General features: G+C 59.7%; 15 protein-coding genes. 8 read left to right on the plus strand and 7 right to left on the minus strand.

The window, feature by feature from the left end; genetic code table 11:
- Positions 1-202 precede the first annotated feature (202 nt).
- The 4 genes from LG383_RS03445 to LG383_RS03460 form a co-directional block, all read right to left on the minus strand.
- Positions 203-1,648 carry a hypothetical protein gene (locus tag LG383_RS03445; protein WP_225758319.1) on the minus strand — a complete coding sequence of 482 codons (1,446 nt, stop codon included), beginning with the start codon at positions 1,646-1,648 and terminating at the stop codon, positions 203-205.
- Positions 1,645-1,995, minus strand: coding sequence for a hypothetical protein (locus tag LG383_RS03450; protein ID WP_225758320.1), 351 nt, complete (start codon positions 1,993-1,995; stop codon positions 1,645-1,647). The genes LG383_RS03445 and LG383_RS03450 overlap by 4 nt, the downstream gene beginning before the upstream one ends.
- A 68-nt stretch (positions 1,996-2,063) precedes the next feature.
- The gene (locus LG383_RS03455; protein WP_225758321.1) at positions 2,064-5,423 is read right to left on the minus strand and encodes a CapA family protein; all 3,360 of its coding nucleotides are present in this window, start codon (positions 5,421-5,423) and stop codon (positions 2,064-2,066) included.
- Between the two features lie 10 nt (positions 5,424-5,433).
- Positions 5,434-6,312, minus strand: a complete 879-nt coding sequence (locus LG383_RS03460) for a S9 family peptidase (RefSeq protein ID WP_225758322.1) — start codon at positions 6,310-6,312, stop codon at positions 5,434-5,436.
- Between the two features lie 128 nt (positions 6,313-6,440).
- Between LG383_RS03460 and LG383_RS03465 the strand changes: the two genes are divergently transcribed.
- The 8 genes from LG383_RS03465 (at position 6,441) to LG383_RS03500 (ending at position 20,724) form a co-directional block, all read left to right on the plus strand.
- Entirely contained in the window at positions 6,441-8,102 is a 1,662-nt protein-coding gene (locus LG383_RS03465) for a Mur ligase (RefSeq protein ID WP_225758323.1), read from the plus strand.
- Between the two features lie 9 nt (positions 8,103-8,111).
- A complete protein-coding gene (gene lapG / locus LG383_RS03470) occupies positions 8,112-8,807 on the plus strand; it encodes a cysteine protease LapG (RefSeq protein ID WP_225758324.1) in 696 nt (231 codons plus the stop codon).
- Between the two features lie 9 nt (positions 8,808-8,816).
- Positions 8,817-10,763 (plus strand): cyclic di-GMP receptor LapD, encoded by a 1,947-nt coding sequence (gene lapD / locus LG383_RS03475; protein ID WP_225758325.1) that lies wholly within the window; start codon positions 8,817-8,819, stop codon positions 10,761-10,763.
- Positions 10,764-10,789: 26 nt separating this feature from the next.
- A complete protein-coding gene (locus tag LG383_RS03480; protein ID WP_106994696.1) occupies positions 10,790-11,131 on the plus strand; it encodes a tryptophan synthase subunit beta in 342 nt (113 codons plus the stop codon).
- 267 nt (positions 11,132-11,398) lie between these two features.
- A complete protein-coding gene (locus tag LG383_RS03485) occupies positions 11,399-15,559 on the plus strand; it encodes a retention module-containing protein (protein ID WP_225758326.1) in 4,161 nt (1,386 codons plus the stop codon).
- Between the two features lie 181 nt (positions 15,560-15,740).
- Positions 15,741-17,090, plus strand: coding sequence for a TolC family outer membrane protein (locus LG383_RS03490; protein ID WP_225758327.1), 1,350 nt, complete (start codon positions 15,741-15,743; stop codon positions 17,088-17,090).
- Between the two features lie 96 nt (positions 17,091-17,186).
- Positions 17,187-19,373: a type I secretion system permease/ATPase gene (locus tag LG383_RS03495; RefSeq protein WP_225758328.1), complete on the plus strand. Its 2,187-nt coding sequence runs from the start codon at positions 17,187-17,189 to the stop codon at positions 19,371-19,373.
- Positions 19,360-20,724 carry an HlyD family type I secretion periplasmic adaptor subunit gene (locus tag LG383_RS03500; protein ID WP_106994699.1) on the plus strand — a complete coding sequence of 455 codons (1,365 nt, stop codon included), beginning with the start codon at positions 19,360-19,362 and terminating at the stop codon, positions 20,722-20,724. Before LG383_RS03495 ends, LG383_RS03500 begins: the two co-directional genes overlap by 14 nt.
- A 42-nt stretch (positions 20,725-20,766) precedes the next feature.
- Here the strand turns inward: LG383_RS03500 and LG383_RS03505 are convergent, their stop codons facing one another.
- The 3 genes from LG383_RS03505 to LG383_RS03515 all read right to left on the minus strand — a co-directional run bounded on the left by LG383_RS03505 (position 20,767) and on the right by LG383_RS03515 (position 22,282).
- On the minus strand, positions 20,767-21,306 hold the full coding sequence (locus tag LG383_RS03505) for a DUF2058 domain-containing protein (RefSeq protein WP_106994700.1): 540 nt from the start codon (positions 21,304-21,306) through the stop codon (positions 20,767-20,769).
- 89 nt (positions 21,307-21,395) lie between these two features.
- Complete coding sequence (locus LG383_RS03510; protein WP_225758329.1) at positions 21,396-21,935, minus strand: isochorismatase family protein; 540 nt, start codon at positions 21,933-21,935, stop codon at positions 21,396-21,398.
- 125 nt (positions 21,936-22,060) lie between these two features.
- Complete coding sequence (locus LG383_RS03515; protein WP_106994702.1) at positions 22,061-22,282, minus strand: hypothetical protein; 222 nt, start codon at positions 22,280-22,282, stop codon at positions 22,061-22,063.
- Between the last annotated feature and the right edge of the window lie 271 nt (positions 22,283-22,553).

The raw sequence follows: 22,553 nt of genomic DNA on the forward strand, positions 1-22,553 counted from the left end.
GACAGGCGATACGCCGTACTGTTTTTATGACCCGTATTAATACTAATGGTTCCAGGCCGTTACCGTAAAGGTCGACTGGTCTGATAGTGCGTGTCGCCGCGTGGCGGCGTAATGTAGCACTGAATATATCTTAACGGCTATCACTACTTCACGCTTGAAAAACCAGCAAAAAACAGGCCCGTTTATTGTCCTGGAAAAGACCTTACTTATCACGCGTTTCGTAGCCAAAATCAAAGTCCATTAACAGATTCTGGCGTAGGGCGTGGTTTAACGGATAGCTGTAACTTTGCCCGATGCTGACCGCATGAATGACCCGCAGCAGCGTGCCGCCGCTCAGCGACGAGGACGCCCCGGTAATCGCCACGTCCGCCCCCTGTAATCCATGACGCAAGGCATGATAGGCCGGAGAGGCCGTGATGCTGTTATTCATCAGGCTGAACATCCCCAGCAGCAGGCAAATCAGCAGCACCGGAAAGAGTAGCGCATGTCGGTTGAGCAGGCGAACCGGACGCCACGAGGTGATATACAGCAGGGCCGCACTCAGGGGGAGCAGCAGCAGATAGAGCAGTTTTGCCAGATGGGTAAGCGCGCCGAGCAGTGAGAACATCAGCGCAATCGGCGGAACAATCACCGCCCGCGCCGCATCCTCTCCCGCTTTTTCATTCGCACCGCCCGGGCCATAGCTGGCCAGCGCGGCCTGCAGGTGGGGGAGCTGCTGTTGCATAGCGTAATCAAGATGAGGGGCTTGCAGCTCAAGGGCAAACTGCTTAAGGGCATCATCTTTGGGGTATTCAGAGCGAACCCGGCTCTGAGGAGGAAGCGCCAGCGTTTCACGCAGCCTGCTCTGCACCACGTCCAGCATGAAAAACGCCTCCCAGTCGAGTCGGGCAGGGATCATCGCCTCGTGATAACGCACGTTTTTCTGCGTCACGCTGGAATAGTCGAGATAGTCCTTATAAATGTCCGCACGCGCCGCCAGCCAGGCTTTGTAATAGCCGAGGATCCCTCCCTCCTGGACGCTGATGCTGTCGCGCAGATTCTGCGCCGTCTCGCTTTCCAGCAGCGGGTGATAGCGGCTGACCGAGCTCATCAGCAGCGGCAGCATCGCCAGAAACGCTTTCCCCGAGGGGCTGGTCCACATCTGGCGCTGCCCGCCGTCTTCATCCAGCGGGATCCCCTCCAGCGTCTGGTGCCCGTCAATCAAGGATTGCTGGTAGAGCTGTGCCAGCAGCGATTTCTGACGAAATTCGCCGGTACTTTGCGCGACCTGCTTTTCAATCACGCGTTCCACTGTCTGCCAGGTCACCACGCCGGTGAGCAGGCAGAGTGAAAACACCATGCTTGCCACGTACAGCGGGGGAAAATCGATGCCGCGTTTTTTCAGCCGGACGTTGCCTGCCAGCACCAGCTGGAGCACCAGCAGGGCCGCGGCAATGGCGGTTAACGCCCGGCCATAGCGTTCCATACTGTGGATGTCTTCGGGGGTAGAGAGACTTCCCACCAGATCGAGCAGGCGCGAGTTAAATGCCAGTTCGCAGATGAGGTAGGTGAGGGTGATGATAATCACCAGACCGTTTTGCCAGAGAGGCAGGGTCGGGCGCCTGATATCAGGCTGGCTGCTCAGTTCACCGATGGCGCGTTCGGTCATGATTTCAGCTCCAGACTCGTCTGACGGCTTGTCGCCGGTTGCCAGATCTGCTCGGGCAACGAATTATCCAGCACCGGCATCGCTCTGGGCTGACGTTGTTCTGCGGCTTTGGTCGGCGGGCGTTTTTTCGTTTTCACCGGCGGCGCCTCCTCTGGCGCTACGCTCCAGGGTTCCGGCGCGCGCTGCACGGGCATCACCGGGGGCGGAATGTACGCGGGGCGGTAGTATTTTTGCACCGGTCGTCCCCGGCTGGCGGTATTGTCCCCGGAAGAGCATCCGCTGAGCCCCAGGAGTAGCATGAACAGCATAAGCCCGCAGCGGGGTATGTTTTGCAGTGGCACGCTCATCAATGTGTCCTGACCCTGTATCACAGCGGCGTTATGGTCAGTATGTATTCGCCCTCAACATTCACGCCTCATAATTTTTTAGTATTCATGGCGGGCCCCTCATCTGAAGTCATGAGACCGAAGCGGCTGTCCAGGGTCATAGTGAGCATATATTCGCCGTCCACGTTGACGGCATGCCAGGCCGCGCCATGCTCGCCAATTGCCATTCCCTGCAATTTCAGCTGGGCGATCAGATCGGCAAACTCAGCCTCGTTAACCGGGCGCGGCTGCCAGAAGGTCCGTTTATTGTCGGTAAAAATTGGCAGAAGCTGGATCTGCGGTATCGAATGACCGAGCAGCAGGCGGACGATAAACCCGTATGCGGGCATGCCACGCTCCCGGTATTCGCCGTTGCTGTTAAACACGGCGTTGCCAATGCTGTAGACCACCAGGCTCTCGTCCAGTCGGGCGGCATCGCCCGCCATATGCGGCCCGGAACCAATGATGAGATCGGCCCCGGCCTCGCTCAGGCGCTTCGCCTGTGCCCGCTGTCCGGCGGTGGTCCAGCGGTAGTCCAGCCCCCAGTGGGCGAGCACGATGGTGGTGGCCGGACGGGCGCTGGCTTTCTCCTGTCGCAGCTGTTCGATGAGCCCGCCGCTCAGGCAGGCGACGCCCGCGCGGCGCGGCCGGGCGTAGAAGGCGCACTCCTGCTCCATATAGCGGCGATACCAGTAGGCGCTGAAAATCTTGTACTGCCTGCCACCCACCGTCAGCACCAGCGGGGCATACGCCTGCTGAGCATTGAGCCCGGCCCCGATGCAGGCGATCCCGCCATCACGAAACGCCGCCAGGGTGCTGTGCAGACCCGGCAACCCGGCATCCATGGCGTGATTGTTACCCAGCGCTACCGCGTCGATGCCCTGTTTGCGCAGGGCGGCAACCGAGGCGGTCGGATCTCCGATCAGACAGAAGGGTTTGCGGCCCTCCAGGCTGGCGCTCAGGTCGGTGGTCAGGGCCGCTTCGAAGTTGGCGAGGGTAAAGTCACTCCCGCGCAGCAGCGGAGCGATCGCCGCAAAGCTGTGGTCATACCCGTGGCGCTGGAGGGCGTCATCAATCCCGCGCGCCTGCCGGCGGCGGGTGTACCACTCGCCAAAATAGGTGTCCCCCAGCAGGGTGAGGGTGGCGGCTGGCTTTTCGATCTGCCGGACGACTGACGCCGGTGCGGGCGGTCGGCCTTCGGCCCGGGCCAGCAGTTCATCCAGCAGATAGTCGAGATGGAAGGCGTCATTTGCTCCGGCGGCGCAGGCCAGCCACAGCTCACCCGCTACCCACTGCAGCGCAACGCCCCAGCGCCCGGCACAGAACTGCCCCCAGGCGCTGCCGTTACTGTGCAGGTTGCCGGTTTTACGGTACACCCGCTCGCCGATCGCCGCCTCATACTCCCCCAGCCACGGCAACAGGTGCGGGTAGCGCTGGTGGAAATGGCGCATCAGCCGGGCAATATCGGCCAGCGTGGTGCGCTGGCCGGGGCGCGGGCGGCCGGAGACGTTATTGAGATGGGTGTGATGCATGCCCAGTGTGGCGCTCAGCGCCCGGAGCTGTTTCAGCGCCTCTGCGCTGCTGCCCGCCAGCAACTCCGCGAGGTGAATAGCGGCATCGCAGGCGGTATGGATCAGCATCCCCTGCACCAGCGATTTTACCGTTGCCGCGCTGCCCCGGGGCAGGCCGAGCGCCGGGTTGCCCTCCAGGATGGCGGCGGCAATGTCGCGCACCTTTACCGGGGTATCGAGTGTGATTTTTTTTGCCAGCAGACGATCCGCAATGCAGCAGGTCAGTAGCAGCTGGCTGAGATACGTCGGCGCAAAGGTGCTGCCGCTCAGCTGAGATACCCGCTGATCGCCGGTGGTGAGGTTGATCAACAGGCGTGCGGTTTGCCCTTTCCCGAGCGCAGGCGGGGCCGCGAAACGGGCTTTCAGCAGGCCGGCGACCCGCTTAAAGTCGGAATTGCGCGCGCTGCCTTTGACCAGCACGATATCGCCGTCGCGCAACGTCGGGGTTACGGCCTCCACCAGTGCTTCAGCGGTAAGGAAGTGACCGCCGCGAACGCCGTCCGGCAGGGCATCGTGCAGGGTCGCCATCTCCTCGCCGTGCAAAAATGCCTGCTGGCAGTCCGCCGCCAGCAGGGGCTCTGCCAGCGCGCGGTGGATCGCCCCGGACTGCTCGCCGAGGTTGACAATCCGCCCCAGCAGGGCAATGACCCGGCCACCGCCGTCGCGGGCACGCTGCGCCGCCACCTCAAAGGCGTTGAGCATCGACAGGTATTCGGCGTTGTAGCTGTCGTCAATCAGGGTAACGGCACCACCGTCCGGCAGCGGCAGCGCGGTAATGCCCATATGTTGGCCGTCGCCGCGCCAGGCCTCCAGGCTGGTGATGCTCTGCTCCGGGCTGACGCCCAGCAGATCGGCGGCGATCAGCGCCGCCACCGAGTTAAGCGCGCCACCCTTATCGGGCACCGCCAGCCGGTAACGCAGGGGCTGGTTGCGGAAGAGAAGGGTAATCTGGCTCCCGTACGCGTCCGGGGTGAACGCCGTGATGGGCACGTCGGCGGCAGCGTCGAAACCGTAGCTGATGATGCGGGCGCCGTCCCGGAGGACGCTCTCTGCCACGCGGTCATACAGGGCCATGTCGCGGTTTAGAATGGCGTAGCCGCCCGGAATCAGACCCTGGCTGATGCGGGCTTTAAAGCGCGCTACATCCTCGAGAGAGGTGACGTTTTTCCCCACCTGGGTGATGCCGACTTCGGTCACGATGACGATATGCGGCTTGATACGTGGGCCGATCCCGCCGTTGCGCATCCACAGGGCCGAGATTGCCACCTCCATTACCACTGACTGCGGGTTGCAGGCGGTACGGGCCAGCGTGACCAATGCCCCTGTACGGGTGTTGTGGTTGCCGCGGCTCGCCACCACCGACATGCGGGGAGCAAGAATGCTGTCCAGCATCGCTTTGGTCGTGGTTTTCCCAACCGTACCGGTGATCGCCACCACTTTGCCGTCCAGCCGTCGCCGGGCCGCTTCCGCCAGCCTCTGCAGCGCCTGATAGCTGTTGCCCACCACCAGTTGGGGGAAGTCGGGAGGCAGATCCTCAAGGCGTCGCTGGACGATCGCCCCACAGTAGCGGGAGGCGTGACGGGAAAGTGACAGATGGGTATCGGTCCAGGTCGCGTAAATCCCGGTATTGCCGGAGCCCTTGAGCCAGGTATCGGTATCCATGGCAATAAACAGGCAGGGGCGGGTGGCGTGCGCCTTGTCGTGAAAAAGGGCAATGTCGTCGGCACGCCAGTCCGCATCCGGACGATGATGCCAGATGCCGCCGGACAGTTTTTCGAGGTCGGCGGCCGTCCATCCCGGTGCGTCAGCGTGGCGTGGGCGGGGTGATGTCTGGCTCATGGTCCTGTCCTTACGGTTTTGGGGTATGCCCGCGCTGCGGACAAAGCTTAATGGCGTTGATCGCGGCATTACCCAGCAGATCGTGGTACTCCGGCGGAGCGGCGGGACGTTCGAGCAGCATTACCCGGTGGCCATGCTCGCGCAGCGCAGCGGCAAAGCGCGCCTGCAGATCGAACGGGGTGTTGCGATCCTGCGGGTTGCCGATCACCAGGATCAGCCGCAGGGGATCGGCGGCGATCCCGCTAATATGATCGAGCGGGTCCCAGGGATGAGGCAATCCCGTGCTGTCCAGCGCGGGGGCAGGGGGCGCATTGCGCTGCTGGCGCATACGCTGCGTCCGCTCCAGCAGCCCCCAGGCACCGGAGGTCAGCACCGCGCAGTCGATATCCCGCCGACCGGTAGCCAGCAGCGCCGAGGCGGCAGTGGCTCCGCCGCTGTGTCCGCTGAGGATAAAACGCTGAATACCGTATCGGGCTTTGATGGCGTCGAGGCTTGCCGCGATCGCCTGAAACTCTTCCGCCTGGCGGCGGCGGTAGTGGTTGCCGCTGGAGCCGTAGGTGCCGGGACGAGCGATAATAATCGTCGGCAATCCGGTCTGGCGCAGCATGGCCCGGGCCTGACGGCGCTGAGCGTTGGCGGTATTGCCGGGAATAGCGTCCGGGGAGCGTTTAATCTGCGCGACCCGGTCGCCTTTCAGTACCACCAGGGCCAGGGGAGCGTCACGCAGCGTGCCCGCGCTGAAATAGCGCATGCAGGCTTCGCCGCTCGGGTACTGCACCCAGACGGCGTCGTTGCTGGTTGGACAGTGTTGTCGGCTGGGCGGTTGGTTCCACAGCAGGGGCGTCTCAGCGTAAGCGAAAACGCTTATCAGCAGCAGAAATCCTGACACACACCATCGACTCACAACACCGCCCCGGGGAAACAACAGACATACAGAATACACAACTTGTCATACATAATGGTATCATCGGTTAGGATTTTTCTGACAGGGTGCCTCTGGCGTTTTCAGGAGTTAACATGCCGCTCAGCGACTTACTTGCGCAAACCCGCCCGGCGATGGAATTGCTGGACGTTGCGCCTAAACCGTCGATTTGCCCCACCTGGGCGATCTTTTTTAGTGCCTCCGACAGTCAACGCCGTGCCCAGATTGTGCAGGGTTGCGGCGACACCTTTGAACAGGCCTGGCAGCAGGGGGCGCAGGCGCTACAGCAGTGGCAACAGCAGAGCGGCACTGACGTCTGCTGGCTGCGGGTTGACCTTGTCGATAAGGTGGAGGCATTGCGCTGGGACTCGCTGGAAGCCCGACTCGGCAAAACCAAGCGTAACTATTTTCGCTATGGCCTGAGCCTCGATCCGGCGTTTCGCTACGCCATGCTGGAGCAGGAGATTGCCGCCAACGCGCTGCTCTACCACGGTGACCACGGCGTCGCCACGCCGAATGCCAACAACCTGGCCCATTTCTCCCGCCGTCGCTTCGGGGCGGTGCTGAACTGGCCCGAACAGCCTGACCAGACGCTCTGGCGCTTCACCACCCGGGCGCTGTTTTGCGACGGCGAGCAGTTGCTGCCCATCGAATCGACCGGGCGTAACAGCGGCTATCGCCAGCTCCCCGACTGGCAGGCGACGGCCCTGGAGCCGATGATCGCCTCGGCCACCGACTATCTGGCGCGCCAGATCACTGCTACCGGGCGCTACCACTACGGCTGGTTTCCCTGCTTCGATCGCGCCATTCCGACCTATAACGCCCTGCGTCACGCCAGCTCGACCTATGCCCTGCTTGAAGGCTGGGAAGTCACGCGCGAGCCAGAGCAGTTCGCGGCCATCGAGCGGGCGCTAAACGACCTCTGCACCAGCTTCATTCGCACCTGTACCCTGCCGGATAGCAGCGAGGCTGATTTCCTGGTGGATACCGGGGATGAGATCAAGCTTGGCGGCAACGCGGTGTGCATCCTGGCGATGGCGAAATACAGCGAGCTGACCGGGGATAACCGCTTCCTGGCGCAGATGGCGCGGCTGGCGAACGGGATCGGCTTTATGCAGGATCCGCAGACCGGCGGGTTTGTGCATGTACTGAATGCCGGAGATCTCTCTCTTAAGGCGGCGCACCGCATTATCTATTACGACGGCGAAGCAGCCTTCGCGCTGATGCGCCTTTACGGCCTGACGAAGGCCCCGCGCTGGCTGGAGATGGTCGAGCGGGCGATGGATTACTTTATCGCACAGAAGCACTGGCAGGCCCACGATCACTGGCTCAGCTACTGCGTCAACGAGCTGACGCTCTACCGGCCGCTGGAGCGTTACTACCAGTTTGGGCTGGATAACGTGCGCGACCACCTCGATTTTGTCCAGAACCGGGTTACCACCTATCCCACGCTGCTGGAGCTGATGATGGCGGCATCAAAGATGATCGCCCGGCTGGAGACCTCGCCGCATAAGCACCTGCTGGCTGGCTTCGATATGGACGTGTTCAACCAGGCGCTGGAGACCCGCGCCCGCTATCTGGCGAATGGCTTTTTCTGGCCGGAACTGGCGATGTTCTTTAAAAATCCGCCGCGGATCGTCGGCAGCTTTTTTATTCGTCACCACAGCTATCGGGTGCGGATCGACGACGTCGAGCACTACCTCTCTGGCTATGTCGCGTATCGCCAACGCTGGCGCGCCCGGTCAGACGAGCAGTAAGCCGCCTCTATGCGACCTCTTCGCTCCCTCATATCAGTGCGTTGTCGACGTTGGTTGTCGCTCTGGCTGGTGGCATTGCTGGTTATCTCGCCAGGGCTCGGTGCCGGGTGGGATTTCAGCGCCATCAGCACCCGCACCGAGCGGCTGTATGGCCCGGCCACCCCCGCCGCCCGACAGCGGATCGCTGAGTGGGCGGCCTTGCTTAACACCCCGTCGCAGGGCACGATCCAGGACACGTTAAAGCAGGTAAATCAGTTTTTTAACGCCAGAATGGCTTTTCGGGATGATATCGTCGTCTGGAAGCAGCAGGATTACTGGGCAACGCCGATTGAATTTCTGCGTAAAGGGGCAGGGGACTGCGAGGACTTTGCGCTGGCGAAATATTTCACCCTGCGTGAAATGGGCGTACCCGCGAACCAGTTACGTATTACCTATGTAAAAGCACTCGAACTGAATCAGGCGCACATGGTGGTGACATGGTATTCCACCCCCACGGCGATCCCGCTGGTTCTGGATAATCTGAAAACCGCCATCCTGCCGGCCACCCAGCGTACGGACCTGCTTCCGGTCTACGCGTTTAACGGCGAAGGGCTCTGGCTGCCGCAGTCCGGCGGCAACAAACGCGTGGGCGACAGCAAACGGCTCTCCCGCTGGCAGGATCTTCTCACCCGCATGCGTGCAGAAGGATTTGAAATTAATGAATAGGATAGGGCCATGTCTCTTTATAAACAGCTACTGATCGGCATCTGTTTATTTACGTTTGTCATCTTCTGCGGCAACTTCGTGGTAACCCTTGAGAGTTCCCGCGAGCAGTACCGCAATCAGCTTAGCGCCCACGCGCAGGATGCGGCGACGGCGCTGGGGCTGTCGCTGACCACCCATATCGACGACCCGACGATGACCGAGCTAATGGTCAACTCCATCTTCGACAGCGGTTATTTCTATCGCATTCGCGTGATCGACATTAAGACCAATAAACCGATCATCGAGCGCAGCGATGTGCCCCAGAATACCCGCGTTCCGCAGTGGTTCGTGCGGCTGGTGCACCTCAACCCCGGTGAAGGCGACGCCATTGTGATGCGCGGCTGGACGCAGGCCGCCCGGGTCGAGGTGGTCAGCCATCCGATGTTCGCCCTGGCCCGCCTGTGGAACAGCATTGTCGCCAGCTTTTTGTGGCTGACCGGCTGTAGCCTGCTGTTCCTGCTCGCCGCCACCCTGCTGTTACGGCGTATGCTGCGCCCGCTTAACTATATCGTCGACCAGGCGATGGCGATCACCCGCCGTGAGTTTCTCAATGTATCGGCCTTGCCGAAGACCCCGGAGCTGCGGCGGGTGGTTGAGGCCACCAACATGATGGTGACCCAGCTTAAGGTGTTATTCAGCGATCAGGCCCGGCGCACCGAATCCCTGCGTCAGGAGGCCTATCACGACAGCCTGACCGGGCTGAGCAACCGTCGGGCGTTTGATATGCAGCTGCAGTCGCGCCTGAGCGATGAAGAGAACCCTGCCGGACACATCATGCTGCTGCGGGTCCAGGATCTGATGGGGCTCAACCAGCGTCTGGGCGGGGCGAAATCCGATCAATTGCTGGTGGCGGTGGCGGATATTCTTAGCGGTCTGCAGCGCAACTATTTTCACAACGAAGGCTTTGTCGCCCGCGTGCGCGGCGGGGAGTTCGCTATTATCGCCCCGCTGATGCTGGGGCAGGATCTGGATAACCTGAGCAACACCCTCACCACCCAGCTGAAGGCGCTGTCTGAAACCGGCATGAGCGACCTTTCGCCGGTGGCCCACTTCGCGCTGGTGCCTTTTAACGTCGGCGATACCCCGCAGGCGGTGCTGGCGCAGGCGGATCAGGCCCTGGCGAGAGCGGAAACCGAGATGCGCTTCTTTGCCAGCCCCGATACTGCCCCGGCCGGTGAGCGCGAAGAGGATCATCACAGCTGGTACACCCGGCTGGACGCGGTGCTGACCAACGGCGCCTTCGAGCTCTTCTCGCAGCCGGTGTATGCGTGTAATAACCCGCATGTGGTGCTGCACCATAAGATCCTCGCCCGCATTAAAACCCGGGAGGGTGAGCTGGTGCCGGCGGGACGCTTTATGCCGTGGATCCACCGTCTCGATCTCAGCCGTCGCATGGATATCGTGATGCTCCAGCAGACCCTGCAGGAGCTGGCTAAATCGCCGCGCCCGCTGGCGCTGAGTATCAGCGGTGCCAGCGTGGCTGACGACCAGAGTCTGAAGGCTCTCCTGCAACCGCTGAAAGGCGCGCCGCAGCTGGCGTCCTGGCTGACCCTTGAACTCGATGAGAACGAGCTTCCCGACGTCGAACGCGTCAACGTGCTGGTCAGTCGCCTGAAGGCGTTGGGTTGCCGTCTGGGGATCCAGCATTTTGGTGGTCGCTTCCATCTTATTGGCAATTTACCGCAGTGGGGTCTGGCCTGGATTAAAGTCGATGGCAGTTATATTCGCAATATAGACAGTGAAGATGATAAGAAACTGTTTATTGAGGCCATTTACTGGGCAACCCGCCAGATTAATCTTCCCCTTATTGCCGAACGAGTGGAAACAGCTGGGGAACTGGCGATTCTGGAAAACATTGGCCTGCATGGTGCGATGGGGCGCTATTTCGCTGACGCCAGTACACTGGGTAGAAATTAACCTCACAGAGTGAGTGGAGGCTGAAAATGTATTACGTAGAACGCGATACGGAAAGACGAATTATACGGGTGGAGCTGACGCCTTTTACCACCATGACGGAACAACATGATCTCTGCACCCCCGAGATTGACGAGTGGATGCGCCAGCGAGAAATCCGTGAAGCCACGCTGTATCAGCTGCGGCAGAGCGATCTGGAGATGGTGCGTGTGCTGGAGGATTTGATCGAGGTGCTGATGAGCAAAGGCGTCATCACCATTACCGACCTGCCACCGGCCGCGCAGGCGAAACTCACCAGCCGCGCGCAGGCGCGCCGCTCGCTGAGTGGTCTGGAAGGGTTAATCGCGGATGATGACGAGGGGCTTATTTAAGCTGCCTTCATTACCTGACGGATTAATAGGGAGCCAATAGCCTGGCTCCCTGTTTTGATAGTGCATACCTTTTTAGATTCCTATTTATTCATGTCATCAATTAATATAGGGGGCTGACACGGACCTGCATCAATAAATTTCTTATTGAGAGGCGTATCCTTGTCAGCGTTGCACAGCAAATTACTAATACAGATTTAATTCTTTTTTAGCATTCTAAGCCTGAGTAAGGGATGAATTGGGCATGTAAAGGATTGAGGGAAAAAATATATGAGCGGCGTATCCGGGATCGTCAAAGCAGTAATAGGGCAGGTATTCGCAGTCAGTCCTGACGGCAGCACAAGGTTGCTGACGGAAGGCGACAGGATCCTCGACGGGGAACAAATTCAGACGGGCGCGACTGGCGCGATTACCTTATCGCTGGCGGATGGCAAACAGGTAGATCTGGGCCGTGACAGCCACTGGGACAGCACAGGGCACGTGACCACTGACGCCACGGCGTCCGAGCAGCAGGACGTGGCTGCTATTCAGCAGGCCATTGCCGACGGGCAGGACCCGACGCAGACCCTGGAGGCGCCAGCCGCAGGTCCTCAGCCCGTTAATTCTGGCGGTGAACCAGGCGGCAGCGGCGGCGGGTCGCATACCCACGTCGTGCTCGATTTAACCGCTGAGATTGTTGACCCTGATGCGGGCTACCCGACGACCGGCCTTGATTTCCCCGATGATGAGCCCCCGGAAGAATTAACGCTGCTCGATAGTGATGATTCGGATGCGGATGCGGATGCTGATGCAGATGCCGATTCTGATGCAGACGCCGATGCGGATTCCGATTCTGACTCAGATGCGGATGCGGATGCCGATGCGGATTCCGATTCTGACTCAGATGCGGATGCCGATGCCGATGCGGATTCCGATTCTGATGCGGACGCCGACGCCGATGCCGACGCCGATGCAGATGCGGATGCCGATTCTGATGCAGACGCAGATGCCGATGCGGATGCGGATTCCGATGCAGACGCAGATGCCGATGCGGATGCGGATTCCGATGCAGACGCTGATGCCGATGCGGATGCGGATTCCGATGCAGACGCTGATGCCGATGCAGACGCCGATGCCGACGCGGATGCGGATTCCGATTCTGATGCTGACGCCGATGCCGATGCCGATGCCGATGCCGATGCCGATGCCGACGCGGATGCCGATTCTGACTCAGATGCGGATGCAGACTCAGATTCTGATGCCGATGCAGACGCTGATGCAGATGCTGATGCGGATGCTGATGCGGATGCCGATGCGGATTCCGACGCCGACGCCGACGCCGACGCCGACGCCGACGCGGATGCGGACACCGATTCTGACTCAGATGCAGATGCAGATGCGGATGCCGATGCAGACGCTGATGCAGATGCAGACGCGGATGCCGATGCCGATTCTGATTCAGATGCAGACGCTGATGCTGACGCAGATGCGGATGCCGATGCGGATGCCGATGCTGACGCAGATGCGGATGCGGATGCCGACGCAGATGCTGATGCTGATGCAGATTCTGATGCCGACGCCGACGCCGACGCCGACGCCGACGCCGACGCGGATGCGGATGCGGATTCCGATTCTGATGCAGACGCTGACGCCGATGCTGATGCCGACGCCGACGCCGACGCCGACGCCGATGCAGATGCCGACACCGACGCCGACGCTGATGCAGATGCAGACGCGGATGCCGATGCCGATGCCGATGCCGATGCTGATGCTGATGCAGATGCGGATGCGGATGCGGATGCAGATTCTGACGCCGATGCGGATTCAGATGCGGACGCTGACGCGGATGCGGATTCCGATGCAGACGCCGACGCCGACGCCGATGCTGATGCCGATTCTGACTCAGATGCGGATGCAGACTCAGATGCAGATTCTGACGCCGATGCCGACGCGGATGCGGACTCCGATTCTGACTCAGATGCGGATGCCGATGCAGATGCCGACGCTGATGCCGATTCTGATGCAGACGCTGACGCTGATGCCGATTCTGATGCAGACGCTGACGCCGATGCCGATTCTGATGCAGACGCTGATGCCGATGCCGATTCTGACTCAGATGCGGATGCAGACTCAGATTCTGATGCTGATGCGGATGCCGACGCGGATGCGGACGCCGATGCGGATTCCGATTCTGATGCCGATGCGGATTCCGATTCTGATGCGGATGCGGATGCGGATGCGGATGCCGATTCCGACGCTGATGCCGACGCCGATGCCGACGCGGATGCGGACGCCGACGCGGATGCGGACTCCGATTCTGACTCAGATGCAGATGCGGACGCTGATGCGGATGCTGATGCCGATTCCGACGCGGATGCGGATGCCGACGCGGATGCTGATTCAGACGCTGATGCCGATGCGGATGCCGACGCGGATGCAGATGCAGATGCCGATGCGGACGCTGACGCGGATGCCGATGCCGATGCCGATGCGGATTCCGATGCAGACGCGGATGCCGATGCTGATGCGGATGCGGATGCGGATGCAGATTCCGACGCGGATGCGGATGCCGACGCGGATGCGGATGCCGACGCGGATGCGGATGCCGACGCGGATGCGGATGCCGACGCGGATGCAGATGCAGATGCAGATTCTGACGCTGATGCAGATGCAGATGCAGATGCAGACTCAGATGCTGATGCTGATGCTGATGCTGATGCTGATGCTGATGCGGACGCCGACGCCGATGCAGATTCTGACGCCGATGCGGATTCAGATGCGGACGCTGACGCAGATACCGATGCGGATGCAGATTCCGATGCAGACGCCGACGCTGATGCCGATGCGGACGCTGACGCGGATGCCGATGCGGATTCTGATGCAGATGCGGATGCTGATGCCGACGCGGACGCCGATGCGGATGCGGATGCGGATGCCGATGCTGACGCGGATGCCGACGCAGATGCAGATGCCGACGCAGATGCCGATGCCGATGCCGACGTCAAACTGACCGTTACCGTTACCCCTGGCGATAAGACGACCGAGACGTCAGATGACAAAATCATCCACATCAACGGCGGCAGCGGCGATCCGAACGGGTACGATATCCAGAACGGTGTCATCGTGGCGATCGGCAGTAACGTGCATGTCTGGCTGACCCCGGATAGCCCGGACGGCAAGATTCAGGGCGACTTTGTGCCGAAGGCCGACAGCCCGGATCAGATCCACTACTACACCAGCCAGGGTAACGCCAACGCCAACAATGGCGATAAGACCCATACCGATATCTTTGTGGTGGGTGATCATACTGGTGGCTACTACCAGCAGGGCGACTGGTCGCAGGATCACTATGAATTCCGACCGCTCAACGGCATTACTGGCAACCAGGGCTTACCGCAGAGCAGCGTAGGTAAGGACTATATCTTTGTTCAGGGTAATGAAGCTGACTACACCGTCACCGGTGTCGATCATCCGCAGAACGGCAAAAACAACGACATAGACAACCTGCATGTGGTCGATAACGATACCGGGAAGTCGCCATTCCAGAATGCCAACGGCATCGAGGGCGTTGTTTTCGGCGACGGGCCTTCCGGAACGCACGGCGGCGATACCACCGTCACCACCACGGCCACCCTGAACCTCGACGTGAATCTGGAAAGCTCAAACAGCAGCGACCATCTGACCAGCCTCACGCTGGGGGGCATTCCTGAGAATGCGACCTTTACGGGTAACTACACCAGCGTCAGTTACGACGCGGACAACAAGGTCTACCACCTGACCTTCGATAACGACACCTCGCACTTTACCGGCCAGGTCACTGTTGAACTCCCGAACGGTGAGAGCGATTTCGGTGACATCACGCTGGAAGTAGGCTCTACCGCCGACAATCAGCACCAAAGTGACTTTACCATTGACGGTAAAGAGGGCGGCACCGTCGTCAGCGAAAGCCACGGTGGGGAAGAGCATGCAGATGACGCTGTTGACGACGATCACCCTCTGATGGCCAGCCACAGCGTTGAGGAGAGCCATACCGATCATGACGGCGAGGCGAGCGATAAGCTGTCGCATACCGGCAGCCTGGATGCTGACGATCACGCTGCCTCGTTAATTGATGACGATAATCTGATGCTCAACACCACCGCAGCGCTAACGGCCGATCATGCTGGTGATGCGCTGCTGAACGATGCGCAGAGTGAAACCCTCACTACGCTGCAGAGCGCCGGTCCGGATCAGGACGAGCAGCTGAACTTTAGCGATCTCATTCATGACGAAGAGCATAACGATCTCAGCACCCTGATTCAGGCCGGGCCGCAGAGCGATGCGGCGGATGGCCCAGCGGAGATCGAACATGTTCCCGCTGAAGGTGGCGAGATAGCCGGAACGGAAGGTTACGATGCCGGAAACGAAGCGATGCTGGATAACTTGATCGCCAAACCGGAAGATCACGCCTGATCGGCTGCCGCGCAGAGTGCGGTTGGGCTCTGCGCGGCAACAACGATGATTTGAATTCAGGTCAGACGAAGGATCCCGTCCGATCATAAACCCGCAGGATGCATTTTATCCCTCGGTCTGATGGGATTTTCTCAGGTGGATAATGATCCACACTCAAGGGATGTGAAGGAAAAACAACAAGATGAAACACTATAGTCAGATTATGATGGGTGCGGCGCTGGTGTTGAGCGCCACGCAGAGCCAGGCCACTACCCTGGAGCAGGCCGTAAAAGACAGCCTGCTGTGGCACCCGGAAGTTAACGCGTCGGTAAACAGCCGATATTCCGCCGATCAGGATCTTCGCGCCGCCAAAGGTGGCTATCTGCCGACCCTGGATCTCACTGCTGGTACCGGTTGGGAGCAAACCGATAACGCCAGCACCCGTGCAGGAGGCGATCATCTGCGTGATTTGCACCGCAGTGAATCCGCTATCAACCTGCGCCAGAACGTCTTCAATGGTTTTGCGACCACCAGCGAAGTGGGCCGCCAGAAAGCGACGGTCAACTCCCGGGCCTGGACGGTGCTGAATACCAGCGAATCCACCGCCCTGCAGGCGATCCAGAGCTATCTCGACGTGCTGATGCGCCAGAAGATGGTGGCGCTGGCAGAAGATAACCTTAAGAATCACGAGCGGGTATTCGATCAGATCCGCCTGCGTACCGAGCAGGGCGTGGGTCGTCAGGCAGACTTTGAGCAGGCTCAGGCCCGTCTGGCACAGGCGCGCAACAATCTGCTGACCGAGCAAACCAACCTCGAAGACTCCCGCGCTAACTACCAGAGCGTCACTGGCAAAGAGCCTGATACTCTGGTGATGCCCGCTAAAATCGCGGTTCCCGCCTCGCTGGATGCTGCGCGTTCGGTGATGCTGGAAAACAACCCGCTGCTGAAACAGGCCGATGCCGATGTGGAAGCGACCCGCCAGCAGTATGAGGCGGCAAAATCGCGCTTCTACCCGGATGTGAACGTTGAAGTTGGACGTACCATGGATAACAACATCGATGGCACCCGCGGGCACAGCCAGGAGTGGCAGGCGATGCTGCGCATGCGCTACAACCTCTATAACGGCGGCAGCGATCAGGCCACGCTCACCTCTTACGCCTACAAAATGAAAGAGGCGGAGGATGTGAAAAAGAATGCCCAGCGTCAGCTGAACGAAGATCTGCGTCTGGCCTGGAACGCCCTGAGAAACGCCCACCAGCAGGTGCCGATCGCCAAAGAGTATGCCGATCGCAGCGTACAGGTGCGTAGCGCCTATCAGGAGCAGTTCAGCCTGGGCGACCGCACTCTGCTCGATATGCTCGACAGCGAAAACGAAGTATTCAGCGCCCAGCGCCGCTACGTTGAGCTGCAGTTTGTCGACATGTTTACCACCTATCGCATCAACGCCCGTACCGGTGAGCTGCTCAGGAACCTGAACATTCAGGCGCCGTCGGCAGCGCAGCCGCTCGATCAGGCGCAACGTACCCAGGCAGAGCTGCCTGAGTTAAAATAGGGCCTTTGAAGGCTGACGGGGGTTATTCCGGCTGACACCGGGACAACCCTCTCTTTTTTATCTGCGGCATCGGTCTGCAGAACACTGAGGCAGAGAATGACGCCTGATATTGACTCCTCCGATCGCATTGAGACCACCCCGCAGGCGCAGGGCAGGCAGGATCCGCGGCAAAGCCATGACGATCCGCTCCTGGATGCGCTGATGATCGTCTGTAAATTGCATAACATTGCCACCAGCCGCAATGTCCTGACTACCGGCCTGCCGCTGGAAGCCCATACCCTGACGATTGAAACCTTTCCGCGCGCTGCCGGACGGGCAGGGCTCAAGGCGCGGGTGGTGCAGCGTCCGCTGGAAAACATTACTGCGATGTCTCTGCCCGCTATCCTGCTGCTGAAGAACAAGCAGACCGCGGTGCTGATTGGCTGGGATGAGCAGCAGCGCGCGCGTCTGCTGCCCAGCGAAACGGAAGGCGGTGAGATTACCGTATCCCCCGAGACGCTGGCGGAAAACTACAGCGGCCGGGTGATTTTTATCTCCCCGGAACATGAATTCGATGCCCAGCCGACGGCCACGCTGCCGCGCACTACCGCCTGGTTCCAGGACACGCTCAGGCTGTCGAAATTCCTCTACGTGGATGCGGTGGTCGCCAGCTTCCTCGTGAACCTGGTGGCGCTCGCCGCCCCGCTGTTTGTAATGAACGTCTATGACCGGGTGGTGCCCAACCAGGCCACGGCCACCCTGTGGGTACTGGCGATTGGCATCAGCATTGCGTATGTGTTCGACTTTGTACTGAAGATCCTGCGCGGTATTTGCCTCGACCTGGCGGGTAAAAAGACCGACCTGGTGGTCTCTTCGGCGCTGTTCGAGCGGCTGCTGGGGATGAAGATGAAGCTCCGCCCGCCGCGGGTGGGGAGCTTCGCGCAGAACTTCCAGGAGTTCCAGTCGATCCGCGACTTCCTGTCGTCGCTGACGCTCACCGCCTTTATCGACCTGCCGTTTACCCTGCTGATCCTGCTGGTGATTGGCATCATCGGGGGGCCGCTGGTGTTTATCCCGCTGCTCTGCTATCCGCTGGCGCTGCTGGTGAACTGGCTGATCCAGCGCCCGCTGATGTCGCGGGTCAAGAAAACCTATCAGCTCTCCAACGAACGCCAGGCGATGCTGGTGGAGACGCTCACCGGCCTGGATGCCATCAAGATCAATAACGCCCAGAGCGAGCGCCAGTATCAGTGGGAACACCTCACCGGCCAGCTGAGCAAGCTGGAGCTGCGGGTGAAGTCGCTCTCCTATGTGGCGGTGAACTTTACCGCCTGGCTGCAGCAGTTCAGCGGCGTGGCCATTATCGTGGCCGGGGTCTACATCATTATTGGCGGCAACCTGAGCATGGGCGGGCTGATTGCCTGCTACCTGCTGCACCGTCGCGCCATGATGCCCATCGGCCAGCTGTGCAGCCTGATCACCCGCTACCAGCGGGCGCGGATGACTAAAGCCACTATCGATCGGATGATGAACCTCGAGCAGGAGGTGCAGGATGACGAGGTGCCCCTGAAGCGGGAAACGCTCTCCGGCGCCATTGAGCTGCGCGACGTCACCTTCGTCTACCCGGGCAACCAGTACGCCTCGCTCAGCAATGTGTCGCTGACCATCCAGCCCGGCGAGAAGGTAGGGATCATCGGCCGCAGCGGGTCGGGCAAAAGCTCGCTGGCGAAACTGCTGGTCGGCTTTTATCAGCCGGACAGCGGCAATGTGCTGATTGACGGTATTGATGCCCGCCAGATCGATGTCCACGATCTGCGCCACAACATCGGCTATGCCCCGCAGGATATCCATCTGTTCAGCGGCACCCTGCGGGAGAATCTGGTCTACGGCGCCAGCTACGTTGACGACGAGACCATGCTGCGGGTCGCCACCCTCACCGGGGTGCACGAGTTCGCCCGTCGCCATCCGTCCGGGTACAACATGCAGGTAGGCGAGCGGGGGATGAGCCTCTCCGGCGGCCAGCGGCAGGCGGTGGCTTTAGCGCGTGCGCTGCTGCTCGATCCGCCGGTACTGCTGATGGATGAGCCCACCAGCTCGATGGATAACACCAGCGAAGATCTGATTAAAAAGGCGCTGATACCGGTCATCAGCAACAAAACGCTGCTGATGGTGACGCATCGTGCCTCGCTGCTGACCCTGGTGGACCGTCTTATTATTGTCGACAACGGCAAAATTATTGCCGACGGCCCGAAAGAGAGCGTCATGAGCGCGCTGAAGAAGGGACAAATTCATGCGAATCGTTGAGTCGCTTAGCCGCCTGATGAGCTGGCTGTCAGGAGATAAACAGCCCGCACCGTTCACCACTAACGAGGTCAACAAAGCTCTGCTGGATGATGCCCCGCGAGTGGTGCGCGTCACGCTGTGGGCCATCTTCGCCTTCTTTATCGCCATGATCCTCTGGGCGTCGCTGGCGAATATTGATGAGGTGACGCGTGGGGAAGGGCGGGCCATTCCCTCCTCGCGCCTGCAGAAAGTGCAGAACCTTGAAGGCGGGATCGTGGCCGAGGTCTTTGTGCATGAAGGGGAGGTGGTGAAAGCCGGGGCGCCGCTGCTGCGTCTGGATGATACTCAGTTTCGCTCCAACGCCGGGGAGTCCGACGCCGATCGGCTGGCCCTGCAGGCACGGATCCAGCGTCTGACCGCTCAGCTTGACGATGCGAAAACGCTGACCCTGGCACCGGAGATTGTGCAGAAGGCGCCGGATATCGCCAATGGTGAAATGGAGCTGTTCGCCAGCGTTAACAAACGTATCCAGAGCGAGCTGGACGGACTCAACGAACAGCTGGTGCAGAAGAAGCAGGAGCTGCTCGACTTCCAGGGCAAGGTCAGCCAGTACCGCCGTAGCCTCGGGCTGCAGCAGCAGGAGGTCAGTATGTCTGAACCCCTGGTGGCCAAAGGGGCAATCTCAAAAGTAGAGGTATTGCGCCTGCGTCGTGGCGTGGTGGAAACCCAGGGACAGCTGGACTCGGTGCTGCTCGCCATTCCCCGGGCGGAAGCGGCCATCAAGGAGATTGAGAGTAAGGTCAGCGAAACGCGGGGGCGTTACCGCAGCGAGGCGCTGGGGCAGCTCAACGAGGCGCGAACCGATCTCAGCAAAATTGAGGCCTCGGGCAAGGCGATTTCCGACCGGGTGAACCGCACCCTGGTGACTTCCCCGGTGCGCGGCGTGGTCCAGCAGCTGCTGGTCAACACCATCGGCGGCGTGATCCAGCCGGGTAACGACCTGGTGGAGATTGTTCCGCTGGACGATACGCTGCTGGTGGAAGCGAAGATTCGCCCGCAGGACATCGCGTTTTTACGTCCGGGCCAGGAAGCGACGGTGAAGTTCACCGCTTACGATTACACCATCTATGGCGGACTAAAGGGCACGCTGGAGCAGATCAGCCCCGACACGGTGACCGACAAAGACGGGAAGAGTTTTTACATTATTCGTCTGCGCACCGACAAAAACCACCTCGGTACGGATGAGAAACCACTGTTGATTATTCCGGGGATGGTGGCCTCGGTGGATATTATTACCGGTAAGAAAACGGTGATGGCCTATCTGCTGAAACCGATCCTGCGCGCCAGAGCGGAGGCGTTCCACGAGCGTTAAGAAGGGAGACAGACCACCTCCTGGAGAGGTGGTCTGTCAGTATTACCACATCAGATCGTCAGGCACGACAAAATCGGCGTATGGATCGTCTTCGTCCTTCGCTTCCTGAGTCAATTCGCTGCTTAACACGATATAGCTCGCATCACGCTGGGAAATTTTCTCGGCAACGATGGCGGGGATAATCGCATATTCGCTCTCACGGCCCGCGTCGGCAACCAGACGCGCAATGGCGAGACGGCCATTGATCAGCTGTGCTTGCGTGGTTTTATCGACATAGATTTTTTTGATCAGGTTATCGTCGGTGAAGTTAAAACCGATATCGCCTTTTGCCACCACGATCCGGTTCATCTCGATTAACTGCTTGATCTGCGCCTTATACTCTTTCGCCAGGGCGGCCTGCTTTTGCTGCTCGCTTAACGCTTTATCACGTTCAACCTGCGCCTGCTTATTCACTTCAACCGCTTCGCGTGCCTCACGCGCCTGCACGCGGGATTTTTTGGCGGTGCGCTGCACTTTCGCCATTTTTTTGCTGGTGACTAAGCCAGCTTTAAGCATCTGCTCTTGTAGTGTGAGTTTGGTCATGTTCGTTTCTGAAATCCGTCAAATGATTGGCAGATTATACCCTGGAGCGTTGGTGGCGTGCCAGGTGATGGACGCCCGGGGCACAGTATTCAGGAAAGCTGGAACGCCGCGGCGTCGGTAACCTGCGCAAAACCGGCGTCGAGCAGACCCAGGGTCACATCATGAATGGCCTTTGCGCTGAGCTGATGGCTTTCCAGCTCAAAGCTGAGTACCGCATCTTTTAGCACCGTCATCTTTAACCCCAGATCGGCGCCCATTCTGACGGTTGAGTTAACACAAAATCCGGCCACAGCACCGATAACCACCACCTCAGCAATATGCGCCTCCTGGAGATAAGCCAGTAATCCCGTTGAGCTGAACGCGGAGGAGGTGTGTTTAATAAATACCGGTTCGTCAGCGCGCTCTTTGAACGCGTCAAGAGGCTGGCTTGATGGCGAGCTGTGATGGAGAGGAGAACCCTGCTCAGGCGTCTGGTGGCGTACGTGGATGACGGGGGTGCCAGAGGTTCTGAATTTTTCAATTACCGAGGTCATGTTTTCAATGCTGTTCTGAGGGAAGTAATCCACGCCCTGCTGGATTCTCTCTTTTACAAAATTCTGCATATCGATGATGAGTAGCGCTTTTGACATATTACCCTCTGTAAACCGGACTGGTGGCATGGTGAGTCAGCGTTCTAGAGTAACTGTTTTTGCTCAGAGGCGTCAGCGCCCTGGTTTGGTGGGGGGGAGCTCCGATAGTCCGGAGCTCTGGCGTCTTAGCGAACCACGTTACCGTGCTGTACGCAGCGACCATCGTTGCAGTTAACGGCATCCACTCTGGCGGCGCGGTGGTTTCTTGCCTGCGCGGTCACCGTCGCGGCAGCGACCGGATGCGCGGAGTTTGCCACTACCGCAGCGCGCTCAACCGGGTGAAAGATAACCCCGGCAAAGGCAGAGCAAGGAGCGATTAAGGCCAGAACGATCAGGATTTTTTTCATGTGCTTTCTCCGTTGTTTTTCTGAGGTGCGAATTCGTTTTAACGGCGCGAGAGTACAGCACAGCGATGTGGGACGTTGTGTGTATGGGTGCTATTGGGGAACGGAAGACGGGAGAATGTCCCCTGCAGGAATCTAATTTAATCTTAAATGACTGATTTTTATATTTATTTTTGTAATTTATTTTAAGGGGAGATCCTTTAAGAGATAAATTATCTAGTATGATTGGCAAAAGTACTCAGGTTCTTAGCAACTACTAAGTGGTCGATATGTA

Origin of the sequence: Leclercia sp. Marseille-Q4284 (assembly GCF_916618945.1) — a bacterium.
GTDB classification, from domain to species: domain Bacteria; phylum Pseudomonadota; class Gammaproteobacteria; order Enterobacterales; family Enterobacteriaceae; genus Enterobacter; species Enterobacter tamurae.

What these genes read in the sequence shown, in the direction of transcription:
- LG383_RS03510 (WP_225758329.1), bottom strand. Translation starts at nt 21,935, where the DNA reads ATGTCAAAAGCGCTACTCATCATCGATATGCAGAATTTTGTAAAAGAG.
- lapD (WP_225758325.1), top strand. Translation starts at nt 8,817, where the DNA reads ATGTCTCTTTATAAACAGCTACTGATCGGCATCTGTTTATTTACGTTT.
- LG383_RS03480 (WP_106994696.1), top strand. Translation starts at nt 10,790, where the DNA reads ATGTATTACGTAGAACGCGATACGGAAAGACGAATTATACGGGTGGAG.
- LG383_RS03465 (WP_225758323.1), top strand. Translation starts at nt 6,441, where the DNA reads ATGCCGCTCAGCGACTTACTTGCGCAAACCCGCCCGGCGATGGAATTG.
- LG383_RS03505 (WP_106994700.1), bottom strand. Translation starts at nt 21,306, where the DNA reads ATGACCAAACTCACACTACAAGAGCAGATGCTTAAAGCTGGCTTAGTC.
- lapG (WP_225758324.1), top strand. Translation starts at nt 8,112, where the DNA reads ATGCGACCTCTTCGCTCCCTCATATCAGTGCGTTGTCGACGTTGGTTG.
- LG383_RS03495 (WP_225758328.1), top strand. Translation starts at nt 17,187, where the DNA reads ATGACGCCTGATATTGACTCCTCCGATCGCATTGAGACCACCCCGCAG.
- LG383_RS03445 (WP_225758319.1), bottom strand. Translation starts at nt 1,648, where the DNA reads ATGACCGAACGCGCCATCGGTGAACTGAGCAGCCAGCCTGATATCAGG.
- LG383_RS03485 (WP_225758326.1), top strand. Translation starts at nt 11,399, where the DNA reads ATGAGCGGCGTATCCGGGATCGTCAAAGCAGTAATAGGGCAGGTATTC.
- LG383_RS03450 (WP_225758320.1), bottom strand. Translation starts at nt 1,995, where the DNA reads ATGAGCGTGCCACTGCAAAACATACCCCGCTGCGGGCTTATGCTGTTC.
- LG383_RS03515 (WP_106994702.1), bottom strand. Translation starts at nt 22,282, where the DNA reads ATGAAAAAAATCCTGATCGTTCTGGCCTTAATCGCTCCTTGCTCTGCC.
- LG383_RS03500 (WP_106994699.1), top strand. Translation starts at nt 19,360, where the DNA reads ATGCGAATCGTTGAGTCGCTTAGCCGCCTGATGAGCTGGCTGTCAGGA.
- LG383_RS03490 (WP_225758327.1), top strand. Translation starts at nt 15,741, where the DNA reads ATGAAACACTATAGTCAGATTATGATGGGTGCGGCGCTGGTGTTGAGC.
- LG383_RS03455 (WP_225758321.1), bottom strand. Translation starts at nt 5,423, where the DNA reads ATGAGCCAGACATCACCCCGCCCACGCCACGCTGACGCACCGGGATGG.